We start from the raw sequence: 14,633 nt of genomic DNA, 5'->3' as shown, positions 1-14,633 counted from the left end.
CAGATACCAATTGGTATTGTTTCAGAAATCGCGGACTATGGCACGTTCCGTCGTACCGTCCAGCCTTTATGTTTTCCCGTCGTACCCTGTTCGCGTGCGAACCGCTCGTCCGCCGCGCAAGCCTGCTGGCGCTCACCCTCTGCGTGGGCGCCGCCCTGGCTATGGCGCCGGAGCCCGCGCGCGCCAATGAAATCGAGGGCATGCGGATCGACGACGCCACCCGGGTCGGCGGCAAGGAACTGCAGCTCAACGGCACCGGCCTGCGCTCGATGTTCATCATCAAGGGCTATGTGGCCGCCCTTTACCTGCCGGAGAAGGCGCGCAACGCGACCGTGGTGCTGGGCGCCCACGGCCCCAAGCGCCTGCAGATCCGGCCGCTGCGCGAGGTGCCATCCGATGCCTTTATCAAGGCCCTGAACGAAGGGATCCGCGAAAACCACAGCGAGATCCAGTTCCAGAGGCTGTCCGAGCGCCTGCTCCAGCTGCGCCAGACCATGGAGCAGATGGGCACCGCCCGCAAGGGCGATGTGATCAATTTTGATTTTTCGCCCGATGGCGGCACCGTGGTCGCCATCAACGGCACGCCGCGCGGCAAGCCGATCCCGGGCGAAGATTTCTACCAGGCCGTGCTGCGCATCTTTCTTGGCGACCATCCGGTCGACCGGGATCTCAAGCGCGGGCTCCTGGGCGGTTAGCCCCCGGGCGGCCTCCAGGCCCGCCCGCCAGAACTCACGCCGCCGGCTTCAAAGCCCCGCCACCGCGGCAGCGTCGCCGGCGTTCTTTACCTTGGGCGGATATCCCCGCCCGGTCCTTTGACGGGAGACACGATCTCATGCAAACCAGCAAAATCGCCCTGGCCCTTGGCCTGGCAGCAGCGGCCTCCGTGGCGCAGGCGCAAAGCTTCCCGACCAAGCCGATCCGGCTGATCATCCCGTTTGCGCCCGGCGGCACGACGGACATCGTGGGCCGCGGCGCGGCCGACCAGATGAGCCGTATCCTGGGCCAGCCCGTGGTAGTGGAAAACCGCGCCGGCGGGGGCGGCTCGATCGGCGCCGACGCCATCGCCAAGGCCGCGCCCGACGGCTACACCATCGGCATCTCCACGGTCTCCACCATGGCGGTCAACCCGGCCTGCAACCCCAAGCTGTCGTACGACCCGATCAAGGACTTCAAGCCCGTCACCAACCTGGCCAACGTGGCCAACGTCATCGCGGTCAACCCGAACTTCCCGGCCAAGGACTACAAGGAGTTCCTGGCTGTGCTCAAGGCCAATCCGGGCAAGTACTCGTACGCGACCTCCGGCACCTGCGCCTTCGGCCACATGCTGGGCGAGCAGTTCAAGGTCTCGACCAAGACTTTCATGGTCCATATCCCCTACCGCGGCGCGGGCCCGGCGCTGAACGACGTGCTGGCCGGCCAGGTGCCGATCATGGTCGACAACCTGCCCTCCTCGATGCCCTACATCAAGGCCGGCAAGCTGCGCCCGATCGTGGTGGCCTGGAACAAGCGCATCGACTCCCTGCCGAACGTGCCGACCTTCGGCGAGCTCGGCCTGAAGGAGCCGAACGACCCGGCCTGGTACGGCCTGGTGGCCCCGGCCGGCACGCCTGACGAAGTCATCAAGAAGCTGAACGAAGCCGCGGTCAAGGCACTGCAGGACAAGGACTTCCAGCAGCGCCTGCGTACTGCCGGCGCGGAACCTTCGGGCAACACCCCGGCGGAGCATGCGGCGGAGATCAAGAAGGAGTTCGAGAAGATGAAGACGCTGGTGAAGGTGCAGAACATCAAGCTGGAGCAATGATGTTGGCGGCAAGCCCGCAGCACTAGCCGAAGCCGTCGAACAGGCCAACGCCGCGCGCCATGACGACGGCTGTCTCTCCCTCTCCCCTCAGGGGGAGAGGGCCGGGGAGAGGGGAGCACGGCAACGCAGATCCGGCTTTGTCAGGCCAGAACCGCCGCCTCGCCCAGTAGCACGTTCACCTCGGCCACGGTCGGCGAATACGCTCCGGCACGCGTGGCCGCCACCGCCGCGGTAGCGGCAGCCCATCGCGCCTGCCGCGCCAGCGTCGCCTCGGGGTCCAGCAGCAATCCCGCCATCCATCCGCCCATCGCAGCGTCGCCGCAGCCAACGGTATCCACCACATCGACGGCGAAGACCGGCTGCTCGCAAGCGCCATCCCCGTGCAGCAGCGTCATGCCATCCGCGCCGCGCGTCAGCAGCACGCGCGCCTGCGGAGCCAGTGCCCGGAGCGCGGCGAGCGCGGTGTGTTCGTCCAGCGCGGGGTACAGGCCGCGCAGGTCTTCGTCCGATACCTTGATGTAGTCCGCCAGGCCAGCCATATGCGCAAAGACGGCCTGATACTCCGGCGCGCGCATGGGCGTGCGGAAGTTGGGATCGAAGGCGATGCGCTTGCCCGCGGCCCTGGCCTGCGTGGCTTCCGTGCACAGGCGCGCGGCGAGCGGCTGGCGCGCGAGGCTGAGCGAGCCGAAGTGCACGGTGCGCGCGGCCTGGCGCCAGCCCGGCGGCAAGCGCTCGGGATCGAAGTAGAGATCGGCGCTGTCGTCGCCGACGAAGAAATACTGCGGCGGGTGCTGCGCGCCGACAAACGCCAGCAACGGCGAGCGCTCCACGCGCTGCAGGAAGCGCAGGTCCAGGCCAGCTTCGGCACTGGCCTCGGCAAGCTGGTCGCCCAGCGTGTCGGCGCTGATCGCGCCGGCGAAGGCGGTAGGCACGCCCAGCCGCGCGCCCACGCGGGCCACGTTCCAGCACGAGCCGCCGGGCAGGCCGAGCCAGTCCTGCCCGCCCTGGTGGACCATATCGGTCAATGCCTCGCCGAAGACGACGTAGGCTGGCCATGATGTCGTTGTCATTGCATCCTCTTTCTCGGTTTTCCGCATGCGCGCACTGCCGCGCGTCAGCCTTGCCAGGCCGATGCAGCAGCCAATGCGCGCCGGATCAGGCCGGCGGTGGAAGCATCATGCGGGCGGGCCGGCCCGCCGTCGAGCTCGCTGGCGATCGGCGCGGCAAGCTGCTTGCCGAGCTCCACGCCCCACTGGTCGAACGAGTTGATATTCCACAGCACGCCCTGCACGAAAGTGCGGTGCTCCGAGAGCGCGATCAATGCGCCCAGGTGATACGGATCGAGCCGCTGCAGCAGCAGCGTGTTGCTGGGGCGGTTGCCTTCGAACACCATGTGCGGCACCAGCGCCTCGTCCTGCACGCCCAGCGCCCTGACCTCCTCGGCGGTGCGGCCGCGCAGCAAGGCCTCGCCCTGGGCAAAACAGTTGGCGAGCAGCTTGCCGTGGTGGCCCGGCATCGGGTGCACCGGCTCCAGCGCGGCGATGAAATCCACCGGCATCCAGTGCGAGCCCTGGTGCACCATCTGGAAGTAGGCGTGTTGTCCGTTGGTGCCCGTGGTGCCCCACACCACCGGCGCGGTGCCTTGCGCGGCGGCCGCGCCGTCGAGCTGCACGGACTTGCCGTTGCTCTCCATCTCGAGTTGCTGCAAGAAGGCCGGCAGCAATTCGAGCGGCTCGCAATACGGCGCCACGCAGCGGCTGCCGGTGCCCAGGAAGCTGCGATACCAGACATCGAGCAGGCCGAGGATCATCGGCATGTTCTGCGGCGCGTCGGCCTCGGCGAAATGCCGGTCCATGGCGCGGGCGCCATCGAGCAACTGGCGAAAGCGCGCAAAGCCAACGGCCAGCGCAATCGACAACCCCACCGCGGACCACAGCGAAAAGCGCCCGCCCACCCAGTCCCAGAACGGGAACATATTGGCGGGGTCGATGCCGAACGCAGCCACCGCTTGCCGGTTGGTGGAGACCGCGACGAAGTGGCTGGCCAACTGTGCCTGCGGCACGCCATGGCGCAGGAACCAGGTGCGCGCGGTGTGCGCGTTGGCCATGGTTTCCAGCGTGCTGAAGGTCTTGGAGCAAACCACCACCAGCGTGCTGGCGGCGTCCAGCCGCGCGAGCACCGCGGCAAGATCGCTGCCATCCACGTTGGCGACGAAATGCAGGCGCGGCCCTTCGGTGTCCAGGTGCGCGAGCGCGCGGCAAACCATGCGCGGGCCGAGGTCCGAGCCGCCGATGCCGATATTGATGACGTCGGTGATCCGGCGGCCATTCCAGCCGCGCCACGTGCCGCCGCGCACCGCGTCGGCAAAGCGCTCCATCTGAGAGAGCACCGCAGCCACGTCGCCGGCCACCGCCACGCCCTGCGCGTGAAAGCCGTCCTCCGGCCACGCGCGCAGCGCCATATGCAGCGCGGCGCGGCGCTCGGTGGTGTTGACTGCTTCGCCGCGGTACATGGCATCGCGCCGCGCACTCACGCCGGCCTCGTCGGCCAGCGCGAAGAGCAGCGCCATGGTGGTGTCGGTGACGCGGTTCTTGGCGTAGTCCAGCGTCAGGCCAGCCGCCTCGGCCACGAAGCCGGCGCCACGGGCTTCGCCCTGCTGGCCGTCGAACCAGTCGCGCAGGTGGGCATGGCGGATGGTGTGCGCATGCGCTTGCAGCCGCTGCCAGGTCGGCAGGGAACGAGACCTTTCTGACATCGGGGACATCGGGGACATCGGGGGCATCGGGAACATCGAATCAACTCCTGTACTCGCCGCCGCGCCGGCAACCGCCGGCGCGGCGGCATGCTTCAGACTGGCTTCACAACGCGTCTCACAGCGCCTCACAGCTCCTCGTGCCACACCGCGCCATCGCGCGAGGGCAGCGCGCTCGACGCCGCCGGCCCCCAGGTGCCGGCGGTGTAGAGCTTGGGCGCGAGATTGCTCTGCGCCCAGGCCTGCTGGATCGGCGCGACCCAGCGCCAGGCCTGCGCCTGCTCGTCGCGCCGCACGAACAGCCCGAGCCGCCCGCGGATCACGTCGAGCAGCAGCCGCTCGTAAGCGCCGGTCTTGCGCTCGTGGCGATTGCCCTGCCCGCGCGGCAGCATGCGTTGCAGGTCCAGCGTGGCAGGCTGCAGCGCCTGCGTGTCGCCGGGATGCTTGACCAGGAAATGCAGGCGGATGCTTTCCTCCGGCTGCAGCGTGATCACCAGCCGGTTGCCAGGCTCGTGGTCCAGCGGACGCGGGAACAGCGAGTACGGCACGTCGCGGAACTGGATCACGATCTCGGCCAGGCGCGACTGCATGCGCTTGCCGGTACGCAGGTAGAACGGCACGCCGGCCCAGCGCCAGTTGGCGATCTCCGCCTTGATGGCGACGAAGGTCTCGGTCTGGCTGCCGGGCGCGACAGCGGGCTCGTTCACATAGCCCGGCACGGCGTCGCCGGCCGCCGCGCCACGGCAATATTGCCCGCGCACCACCTTCTCGGCGACCTCGTTCAACTCGATGGGCTTGAGCGCCTTGAGGATCTTCAGCTTCTCGTCGCGGATCGCGTCCTCCGACAAGCTGGCCGGCGGCTCCATCGCCACCATGCACAACAGTTGCAGCAGGTGGTTCTGCACCATGTCGCGCAGCGCGCCGATGCCATCGTAGAACGCGCCGCGCTTTTCCACGCCGATTTCCTCGGCGATGGTGATCTGCACATCGCGCACCCATTCGCGCCGCCACAGCGGTTCGAACAGTACGTTGCCAAAGCGCATTGCCATCAGGTTCTGCACCGACTCCTTGCCCAGGTAATGGTCGATGCGGTAGATCTGGTCTTCGGCAAAGTGTTGCGCCACCGCGGAGTTGATCGCATCGGAGGACGCCAGGTCGTGGCCCAGCGGCTTTTCCAGCACGATGCGCACGCCTGCGTGGTTAAGGCCGGTGCGGGCCAGTTGCTCGCAGATCGGCACGAACAGCTGCGGGCCGGTGGCCAGGTAGAACACCACCACCGGCGCGGCGCGAGCGCGCACCAGTTCGGCGAGTGCATCGAAGCCCTCCGGCACGTTGGCGTCCACCTGCAGGTAGAGGATGCGCGCGACAAAGGCCTGCCAGACTTCGGCCGCGGCGGCAGCGGGCAGCGCCGGACGCACCTTGGACTCCAGCATGGCCAGGTAGGCATCCTGGCCGAGCGGCTGGCTGCCGAGTGCGAGGATACGCCCGCGCGCGTGCAACGAGCCCACGCAATGCGCGTCGAACAGCGCCGGCAGCAGCTTGCGCGTGGCCAGGTCGCCGGTGCCGCCGAACAGCACGAAGTCGAATTCGGGGACTGCGCCTACAGCATTGTTTGGCATGGTTTCACCAGTCGGTTGATCGGTTGATCGGTGGGTTGGTTGATCGGTTGATCGGTTATGGGGGATGCGGTTGTCGGTTGAGCGCGGAGCGCTGCCCAGCTAGCGCGGCGCGGCCCAGCCCTTGTACGCGTTCACATTCGCTCGCGTCACCAATGTGGGCGGCAGCAACACGGTGCGGTTTGCGGGCGCCTGGCCATGCATCAGCCCCACGCCGATCTCCACCGCGGTGCGGGCGATGGCCCACGGGTCCTGGCTGGCCGAGGCCTGCACCAGCGTGTTGGCCTTGAGCGCTGCCTCGATATCGGGCGCGCCGTCGACGGACGCGATCAGGATGCCACGGCGGTTCAGCTGACGCGCGGCCAGGTCGGCGCCGACAGCCTGCGGGTCGTTGATGGTGAAAACCGCATCGATCTTGGGGAAGCGGGTCAGGTAAAGCTGCATGACGTTGAGGCCGCCCTCGCGCGAGCCCTTGCCGTCCTGGTCATCGGAGAGCACGTGGATGCCGGGGTGCTGGCCCAGCACCGTCTTGCAGCCCTTCACGCGATCCAGCACGGCAGACACCGGCGGGCCATTCTGGATGATGAGGTTACCGCGCCCGCCCAGCCGCTCGGCGAGGAAGCCGCAGGCAAGCTCGCCGGCCTGGGTGTTGTCGGTCTGCACCGTGGCGTCGGCACCCGCCGCCGCCACGTCCACCGCCACCACCACGATGCCGGCCTTGCGGGCCTTCTTCACCGCGGGCTCGATGGCGCGCGCATCGGCCGCGTTGATCAGGATCAGGTCCACCTTCGACACGATGAAACTGTCGATATGCGAGAACTGCTTGTTGAGGTCGTAGTCGGCGGACAGCACCGTGACCTTGACGTCCGGGTTGATCTTTTTGGCCGCGGCTTCGGCGCCGTGCGCCAGCGCGACGAAATACGGGTTGCCAAGCGAGCCGAGGGTAACGCCGACTTTCTTCAGTTGCTTTTGCGCGGCTGCGGGCGCCGGCGCCGGGTCCGGCGCGCCCTGTGCCGCCGCGCCGGTGCACAGTACGCTCGTTGCCGCCAGCGCGAGTGCCGCCAGGTAATGCTTGGACATGTCGTGTCTCCAGTAGCCGGTGTGTTCAGCGCAAGCGCATCAGGTGCGTGCCGAGCCCTTGCGGCGGTAGCGGTCGAGCGCCACCGCGCCGATGATCACCAGGCCCTTGATGATGTACTGCCAGATATCGGACACCCCCAGCAGCACCAGCCCGTTGGACAGCACCGCGATGATCAGCGCCCCCACCAGCGTCCCGACGATCGAGCCCGTGCCACCGACGAAGCTGGTGCCGCCAAGGATGACCGCCGCGATCGCGTCGAGCTCATACGACTGACCCAGTTGCAGCCCGTTGGCGGCATACAGCCGCGAGGCGGACATCACGCCGCCGAGGCCGGACAGCAAACCCGAGACTGCATAGACAAACAGCAGCACGACCCACACCTTGATGCCGGACAGCCGCGCCGCTTCCGCATTGCCACCCACCGCGTAGATCTGCAGTCCCAGCACGGTACGGCGCAGCACGAACCACGACACCGCCACCACGGCGAAGGCGATGATCACCAGCCAGGGCACGCCCAGCACTTCGCCGTTGCCGATAAAGGCAAAGCCGATATCCGGGTTGTAGATCGTGCTGTCGTTGCCGACCAGCCGCGCCAGCCCGCGCACCGCCGTCAGCGTGCCCAGTGTGACAATGAACGGCGGCAGTTTCATGAAAGCGACCAACGCGCCGTTGACGATGCCAAACAGCAGGCCGCACAAGAGCGCGGCCGGCACGCTCAGCATGCCGAGCTGCGGCATCAGCGACACCAGCATCGCCACCACCGCCGAGATCGACAGGATAGAGCCCACCGACAAATCGATGCCGCCGGTCAGGATCACGAAGGTCATGCCTGCGGCCAGCACCATATTGATCGAGGCTTGCTGCGCGATGATCGACAGGTTCTGCCAGCCCGCGAAGTTCTCGGTCAGCACCGAGAAGCCGATGCACAGCAGCACCAGCACGGGCAGCATGCCAAGCGCGCGCAGGCGCTCCTGGGTGGTGAGGCGGCCGAGGGTGGCCGCGGGCAATGAAGCGCCAGCGGAAGCGGCGGGACGTGTGATGGATTCATGCATGGTTGTCTCCTGCGCCGGCGGCTGCGCAGCGTTGCTGCGCCGGCGTCGATGGTTCTGTCTCTTGTGGGCGGCGCACAGGCTGCGCCCTGCCTCAATGCAGCGTGATGCCGGTTGCGCTGCCAGCGGCAGCGAGCGGCACGTCCGCCCATGCGGGCGCCGGCTGCGCGGCCGCGCCGGTGGCCAGCGCGATGATGCGTTCCTGGGTTTCGGCCGCGCTGCTGGCGGGGCGCACCTCGCCGGCCAGCGCGCCCTCGCGCATGACCAGCACGCGGTCGCACAGGCCCACCACTTCGGGCAGCTCGCTGGAGATCATCAGGATCGCCACGCCGCTCTGGGCCAGCGCGTTGATCAGCCGGTAGATCTCCGACTTGGCGCCAATGTCCACGCCACGCGTGGGCTCATCCAGGATCAGCACGCGCGGCTGGATCTCCAGCAGCCGCGACAGCATCACCTTCTGCTGGTTGCCGCCGGACAGCGCGCCCACGTTGACCTGCGCATGCGCCACACGGATGCCCAGCGTGTCGATGGCCTCGGTCGTGCGGCGGCGCGCGGCCGGCCGGTTCAGGCGGCCGAGGCCGAGTGCGTCGCGCGCGGCCACGATCAGGTTGATGTTCTCGTGCACGCTCTGGTCCAGGAACAGGCCCTGCAGCTTGCGGTCCTCGGTCAGGTAGGCAATGCCGGCATCGATGGCCTGGCGCGGGCCGCCGGCCGGCAGCGTGACCAGCCCGCCGGGGCTGGCCGGGCTGGCAATCCGGACCTCGCCGCGCGTGCGCACGTCGGCGCCGAACACCAGCCGCGCCAGTTCCGTGCGGCCCGCGCCGACCAGGCCAGCCAGCCCCAGCACCTCGCCGGCGCGCAGGTCGAAGCTGCAGCCCTTGACGCGCCTGCCATCGGCCACGTCGCGCACGGACAGCATCACCTCACGCGCGACCGGCTGGCCGTGCGTCTTGGTGTAGAAGCCCGACAGGTCGCGCCCCACCATCATCTTGACCAGCGCCGCCTGCGACAGGTGCGCGCGGTCCAGCGTGCCGACGAAGCAGCCGTCTCGCAACACGGTCACGCGATCGGCCAGCTCGTCGATCTCGGCCATGCGGTGGCTGATATAGAGAATCGCCATGCCTTCGCCGCGCAACTGGCGGATCAGCGCGAACAGGCGATCCGTCTCGTGCGTGGACAGCGGCGTGGTGGGCTCGTCCATCACCAGGATGCGCGCCTCGAAGTGCACGGCCCGCGCGATTTCCACCAGTTGGCGCTGCGCGATCGACAGGCTCGCCACGTTCGCCGCGGGCGAGAAATCCGCGCCGAGCCTGGCCAGCGTGGGCGCGCAGGCGCGCACCATGTCGCCGCGCGCCACCAGCCCGCGCCGCTGCAGGGCGCGGCCCAGGTAGATGTTCTCGGCCACGCTGAGGTTAGGCGCCAGGCTGAGCTCCTGGTAGATCACCGCCACGCCAAGGTCGCGCGCGGATTGCGGCCCATCGATCTGCACCCGTTGCCCGTCGATATGGCATTCGCCGCCGGGGTCCGCGGTGTAGGCGCCGGACAGGATCTTCATCAGCGTCGACTTGCCGGCGCCGTTCTCGCCCATCAGGGCGTGGACCTCGCCGGCGTAGGCCGTGAGCTCGACATTGCGCAGCGCGCGCACGCCGGGGAAGGTCTTGCAGATATTGCGCAGCGCCAGCAGCGGCGCCTTGGTGGACGTATCGGATGAAGCAGCCGAAACAGGCGAAACAGCCGAAACGGACAGATCAGACGATGGCATGGTTGGCCTCCGGAATCATGGCGGATGCGCCTTTGAGCATGTCGGCCCGCGGCGAGAAATTCATGAACATCGGCAGCGACGCGGCACCGACCGCGCCGGCGTTGGCACCAAAGCAGCCACGCACCACGCGTGGCGCTCGCCGTGCCTCGGGCGCGCCGTCGTCCAGCTCGCCTTGCAGGCGCTCGATCAGCGCCTGCACCAGGCCGCCGTCGATATCGGCGTCAAGGATGATCAGCGGCACGTCGAGCACCGCCAGCGCGGATTGCATGGCAGGCGCCAGCGCATCGATGCAGTCGTCCAGCCACTCCGCCACCGCCGGGTGCTGGCCGCGCACCTGCGCTTCCAGGTCGGCGTGGCCGTCGATGGCCACGCCGTGGTGGCGCAGGTGGCGCGTCAGCGCATTGAGCGAGGCGCGCGCCAGCAGGATGTCGCGCCGCTTGCCGGTGCGCGGCGCGGAGGCCAGGCTGCTGGGCTGCACCGGCATCATGCCGATGTCGCCGGCATTGCCCGACACGCCGCGCACGCAGTCGCCGTTGAGCGCCACGCCGCCGCCGATCGCCGGGCCGACGAAGACATAGAGGAAACTCTGCGCATGGTGGCTGCCGTAGAACAGCTCGGCCACCGCGGCGGCAGTGCCGTCGTTCTCGCCGAACACCGGCAGGCCGGTGGCGTCCGACAGCGCTGCGGCGAAGTCCACGGCATCCCAGGCGCGGAAGGTGGCCTGCGACGCCTCGTCCTGCAGGTCCAGCTCGCGCAGCCAGGCACCGAGGTTATAGGGCTGGGCCACGCCGATGCCAAGCAGGCGCTTGCGCTCGTCCGGCGTGAGCAGCGCACGCAGTTCGGCCACGTCGTCGCGCACCAGCGCCAGCGCTTGCTCCGGGTGAGGCAGGACCATCTGGTGGGCGCGGCCAGCGAGGATCTCGCCACCAAAGTCCACCATCACGCACTCGATGCTGCCGCGGTCCAGCCGGACCCCGATGCCGAACGCGCCCTTGGGCTGCAGGCGGATCAGGCTGGCCGGCTGGCCGCGCTGCCCATCCTGGCGGCGGCCGGCCACATGGATCAGGCCATCCTCGGTGAGCGTCTGCACGATGCTGCCCACCGCCGTGTTGGTGAGCTGCGCGATGCGGGCGAGGTCCGCCTTGGACGCCTCCCCGGCATGCCGCAGCGCCAGCAGCAGCGCGCGCTCGTTGTACAGCCGCAAACTGGCGGAATTCACGCCGCGGCCGGCCTTGGCACTGTTCATGTCGTCTCCGAAACCTGTTATGAGTGCCGCCTGCATCACGTTACGCGCTGGTTGGCGGCGGCGTTGCATCTGGCTGCGGCATTAATTAATTCAGTTTGAATTAAATAATAAGCCAGGCCAGAACTCAAGGAAGGGGAAACCCCAGTCAAACTGGTTGCATGGCCCTCCGCGGTGCGCCCCGCACGCCACCGCGCATCCCGGCGCCGCCGCCATGCTCTAAAATCCAGGATCGCGCTTCCCACCCCTGCCATGGACTCCATCTTCGACGCCATCCTCCCAGCCCCTTTCGGCAAGATCGGCGTGCGCACCGACGGCGAATTCGTCCGCGAGATCGTCTACCTGCCCGCGAGCATGCGGCTCGTCGAGCCGGCCAACGCGGTCACGCAGCGCCTGGCGCGGCAGCTGGAGGCCTACTACGCCGATCCGGATGCACGCTTCGATATTCCGCTGGCGCCGGTCGGCAGCGCGTTCCAGCGCCGGGTCTGGCAAGCGATCTCGAACGTGCCGCGTGGCAAGGTCACTACCTATGGCGCGGTGGCGCGGCAGATCGCCAGCGCGCCGCGCGCGGTCGGGCAGGCGTGCGGGGCAAATTTCTTCCCGCTGGTGATTCCCTGCCATCGCGTGGTTGGCGCCAGCGGCATCGGCGGCTTTGCCAACCATGACGGCGACGGCTTCTTCCTTGACATCAAACGCTGGCTGCTGCGCCATGAAGGGGTGATGCTGGCATGAACGACATTGCGCAGATTGACGGCGAGGACGACAGCGACGACAGCGGCCATATCGACGGCATCGAAGACGACATCGAAGACGGCATCGAAAGCGGCAAAGCCGCCATCGACGCCGTCGACACCGACGACAGCCCCGCCCTGCTCGCCGACCTGGCCCTGGTCGACCGCTTCTGCGACGCCCTGTGGCTCGAAGACGGCCTCGCGCAGAACACCATCGACGCCTACCGGCGCGACCTGGCGCTGCTGTCGCGCTGGCTGCATGCCTCGGGCACCTGCGCGCTGCTGGCGGTGGACGACAGCGCCCTCAACGGCTACTTCGCCTCGCGCCACCTGGAAACCCGCGCCTCGTCCGCCAACCGGCGTCTGACGGTGTTCAAGCGCTTCTTCCAGTGGGCGCTGCGCGAGCACATGATCACGGCCGATCCCTGCCTGCTGCTGCGCCCGGCCAAGCAACCCCCGCGCTTTCCCAAGACGCTGACCGAAGCCCAGGTCGAGGCGCTGCTGGAGACACCCGACACCGCCACGCCGCTTGGCCTGCGCGACCGCACCATGCTGGAACTGATGTATGCCAGCGGCCTGCGTGTGTCCGAGCTGACGCAGATGAAGACCATCGAGATCAGCCTGAACGAGGGCGTGGCGCGCGTGGTGGGCGGCAAGGGCAACAAGGAGCGCCTGGTGCCGTTTGGCACCGAGGCCGGCGACTGGCTGCGCCGCTACCTGGCCGAAGGCCGACCTGCGCTATTGGGCGAGCGTGCCTGCGAAGCGCTGTTCGTCACCCAGCGCGGCGACGGCATGACGCGCCAGGCCTTCTGGCACCTGATCAAGCGCCACGCGCGCGAAGCCGAGATCTACGCGCCGCTGTCACCACACACCTTGCGGCATGCCTTTGCCACCCATCTGCTCAACCACGGCGCGGACCTGCGCGTGGTGCAGTTGCTGCTGGGGCACGCCGATATTTCCACCACGCAGATCTACACGCACGTGGCGCGCGAGCGCCTGCGCGAGCTGCACCAGCACCACCATCCGCGCGGCTAGGTTGCCCGCGCGGTCATTGCGATCCGTCATCCATCATGAGCAAGACCAAACACGTTTCAGAAACCCCCGCCACCCAGTTCCTCAAGCAGCATGGGGTCGCCTTTGGCGAGCATGCCTATGCCTACGTCGAGCATGGCGGCACGGGGGAATCCGCGCGCCAGCTTGGCGTGGAGGAGCACGCGGTCATCAAGACCCTGGTCATGGAAGACGAGCGTGCGCAGCCGCTGATTGTGCTGATGCATGGAGACTGTTCGGTGTCTACCAAGAACCTGGCGCGGCAAACCGGGCACAAGAGCGTGCAGCCGTGCAAGCCGGAGGTGGCGCAGCGGCACAGTGGATATTTGGTGGGGGGAACGTCGCCGTTCGGGACGCGCAAGCGGATGCCGGTTTTTGTTGAGGCTGGTGTGTTGGCGCTGGAGCGGATCTATATCAATGGGGGCCGCAGGGGGTATCTGGTTAGTATTGATCCGCAGGTTTTGAAGACGTTGGTGGGGGCGGAGGTGGTGGAGTGTGCGTTGAGGGAATGAGGGGGGATAAGGGGGGTAAGGGGGGCGTTGTTGGTGGTCGCTGTTGGTGGTTGCTGTTTCTTTGAGCGGTGTTGGTTTTTGAACCCAAGGGCTATACGGCGTTGCCCTGCGGGGTTGGTCGCTGTTTCTTTAGGCGGCGATGGTTTTTGGACCCAAAAGCCATACGACATCCCCCTGCGGGGGCTGCCGGTCACTCTTCTTTGCGTCGGCAAAGAAGACTAACGAGAAGAAAGCCGACCCTGCCGGGCGCAGAGCAATCAGGCTATCTGGGCCTCGGTGGTTGCGTCGTATGGCCCGGAGTGTTGGCTGGCCTTTGCCATACCTGCTTGAAGGGCATCGCAATTGCATGACCCAATGGTCACGTGGTGGTGCCCCTGATCGCTTTGCTCGGTGAGCGTTCGGGCATCTGCCGTTCGCAGTGCGCAGGGCCACGATCTTGCCTAACTTGCTGGTTTCGTGGTTTTGTCTCTGACGGTGGTCGCCCGGCCAATTGATGCCCTGCCGTACCGGCGCGGGCGGCGCCTTGCTATCGCCCCCTCCGGTTTCGTGGTGGGCACCGTGGCCCGTCCGCGAGGGCCGCGCTCGCACCTCACGGCGCTCGTCCTCCGAGACAAAACCACGAAACCAGCCACACCCGAAACGGCGCAGCCCCTCGCCCCGCGAACGGCAGATGTGGGAATGGTCACCGCACACGAGGTCAGGGGCTGCACCACGTAACCCATAGGTCATGCAGAAGCAATGTCCTTCGGGCCGGTAGGATTCGCTAGCCAACACTCCGGGCCGTACGACGAAATCACCGACACTTGAAAGCCTTATTGCTCTGCGCCCGGCAGGGTCGGCTTTCTTCTCGTTAGTCTTCTTTGCCGACGCAAAGAAGAGTGACCGGCAGCCCCCGCAGGGGGATGTCGTATGGCTCTTGGGTCCAAAAACCAACGCCGATCAAAGAAACAGCGACCAACCCGGCAGGGGGACGTCGTATGGCCCTTGGGTCCAAAAGCCAACGCCGCCGACAAAATCACGACCACCCCCAAAACCC

Annotated in this window: 12 protein-coding genes; 5 read left to right on the top strand and 7 right to left on the bottom strand. The window is 67.6% G+C overall.

Going from position 1 to position 14,633, the window contains the following annotated elements:
• Positions 1–68: 68 nt before the first annotated feature.
• Positions 69–695 (top strand): chalcone isomerase family protein, encoded by a 627-nt coding sequence (locus ACX12D_RS03550; protein ID WP_459372950.1) that lies wholly within the window; start codon positions 69–71, stop codon positions 693–695.
• 137 nt (positions 696–832) lie between these two features.
• Positions 833–1,801 (top strand): tripartite tricarboxylate transporter substrate binding protein BugE, encoded by a 969-nt coding sequence (locus ACX12D_RS03545; RefSeq protein WP_253930730.1) that lies wholly within the window; start codon positions 833–835, stop codon positions 1,799–1,801.
• 140 nt (positions 1,802–1,941) lie between these two features.
• On the opposite strand, the gene ACX12D_RS03540 is transcribed toward ACX12D_RS03545, so the two are convergent.
• The 7 genes from ACX12D_RS03540 to ACX12D_RS03510 all read right to left on the bottom strand — a co-directional run bounded on the left by ACX12D_RS03540 (position 1,942) and on the right by ACX12D_RS03510 (position 11,307).
• Positions 1,942–2,871: a carbohydrate kinase family protein gene (locus ACX12D_RS03540; protein ID WP_459372949.1), complete on the bottom strand. Its 930-nt coding sequence runs from the start codon at positions 2,869–2,871 to the stop codon at positions 1,942–1,944.
• Positions 2,872–2,915: 44 nt separating this feature from the next.
• Positions 2,916–4,556, bottom strand: a complete 1,641-nt coding sequence (gene pgi, locus ACX12D_RS03535) for a glucose-6-phosphate isomerase (protein WP_459372947.1) — start codon at positions 4,554–4,556, stop codon at positions 2,916–2,918.
• Between the two features lie 125 nt (positions 4,557–4,681).
• Complete coding sequence (zwf, locus tag ACX12D_RS03530) at positions 4,682–6,172, bottom strand: glucose-6-phosphate dehydrogenase (RefSeq protein WP_459372946.1); 1,491 nt, start codon at positions 6,170–6,172, stop codon at positions 4,682–4,684.
• Between the two features lie 99 nt (positions 6,173–6,271).
• The gene (locus tag ACX12D_RS03525) at positions 6,272–7,249 is read right to left on the bottom strand and encodes an ABC transporter substrate-binding protein (RefSeq protein ID WP_459372945.1); all 978 of its coding nucleotides are present in this window, start codon (positions 7,247–7,249) and stop codon (positions 6,272–6,274) included.
• Between the two features lie 39 nt (positions 7,250–7,288).
• Positions 7,289–8,302, bottom strand: a complete 1,014-nt coding sequence (locus ACX12D_RS03520; RefSeq protein ID WP_459372944.1) for an ABC transporter permease subunit — start codon at positions 8,300–8,302, stop codon at positions 7,289–7,291.
• 91 nt (positions 8,303–8,393) lie between these two features.
• A complete protein-coding gene (locus ACX12D_RS03515; protein WP_459372943.1) occupies positions 8,394–10,061 on the bottom strand; it encodes a sugar ABC transporter ATP-binding protein in 1,668 nt (555 codons plus the stop codon).
• The gene (locus tag ACX12D_RS03510; protein ID WP_441639577.1) at positions 10,048–11,307 is read right to left on the bottom strand and encodes an ROK family transcriptional regulator; all 1,260 of its coding nucleotides are present in this window, start codon (positions 11,305–11,307) and stop codon (positions 10,048–10,050) included. The genes ACX12D_RS03515 and ACX12D_RS03510 overlap by 14 nt, the downstream gene beginning before the upstream one ends.
• A gap of 249 nt (positions 11,308–11,556) precedes the next feature.
• Between ACX12D_RS03510 and ACX12D_RS03505 the strand changes: the two genes are divergently transcribed.
• The 3 genes from ACX12D_RS03505 to ACX12D_RS03495 are packed head-to-tail and all read left to right on the top strand — an operon-like array spanning position 11,557 to position 13,597.
• On the top strand, positions 11,557–12,036 hold the full coding sequence (locus ACX12D_RS03505; protein ID WP_174425989.1) for a methylated-DNA--[protein]-cysteine S-methyltransferase: 480 nt from the start codon (positions 11,557–11,559) through the stop codon (positions 12,034–12,036).
• Complete coding sequence (gene xerD / locus ACX12D_RS03500) at positions 12,033–13,070, top strand: site-specific tyrosine recombinase XerD (RefSeq protein WP_459372942.1); 1,038 nt, start codon at positions 12,033–12,035, stop codon at positions 13,068–13,070. The genes ACX12D_RS03505 and xerD overlap by 4 nt, the downstream gene beginning before the upstream one ends.
• A 35-nt stretch (positions 13,071–13,105) precedes the next feature.
• Positions 13,106–13,597: an aminoacyl-tRNA deacylase gene (locus ACX12D_RS03495; RefSeq protein WP_441639574.1), complete on the top strand. Its 492-nt coding sequence runs from the start codon at positions 13,106–13,108 to the stop codon at positions 13,595–13,597.
• The last annotated feature ends 1,036 nt before the right edge of the window (positions 13,598–14,633 follow it).

The sequence above is a fragment of the Cupriavidus sp. PET2-C1 genome (assembly GCF_054515855.1).
This window is presented reverse-complemented; position numbering and strand designations above follow the sequence as displayed.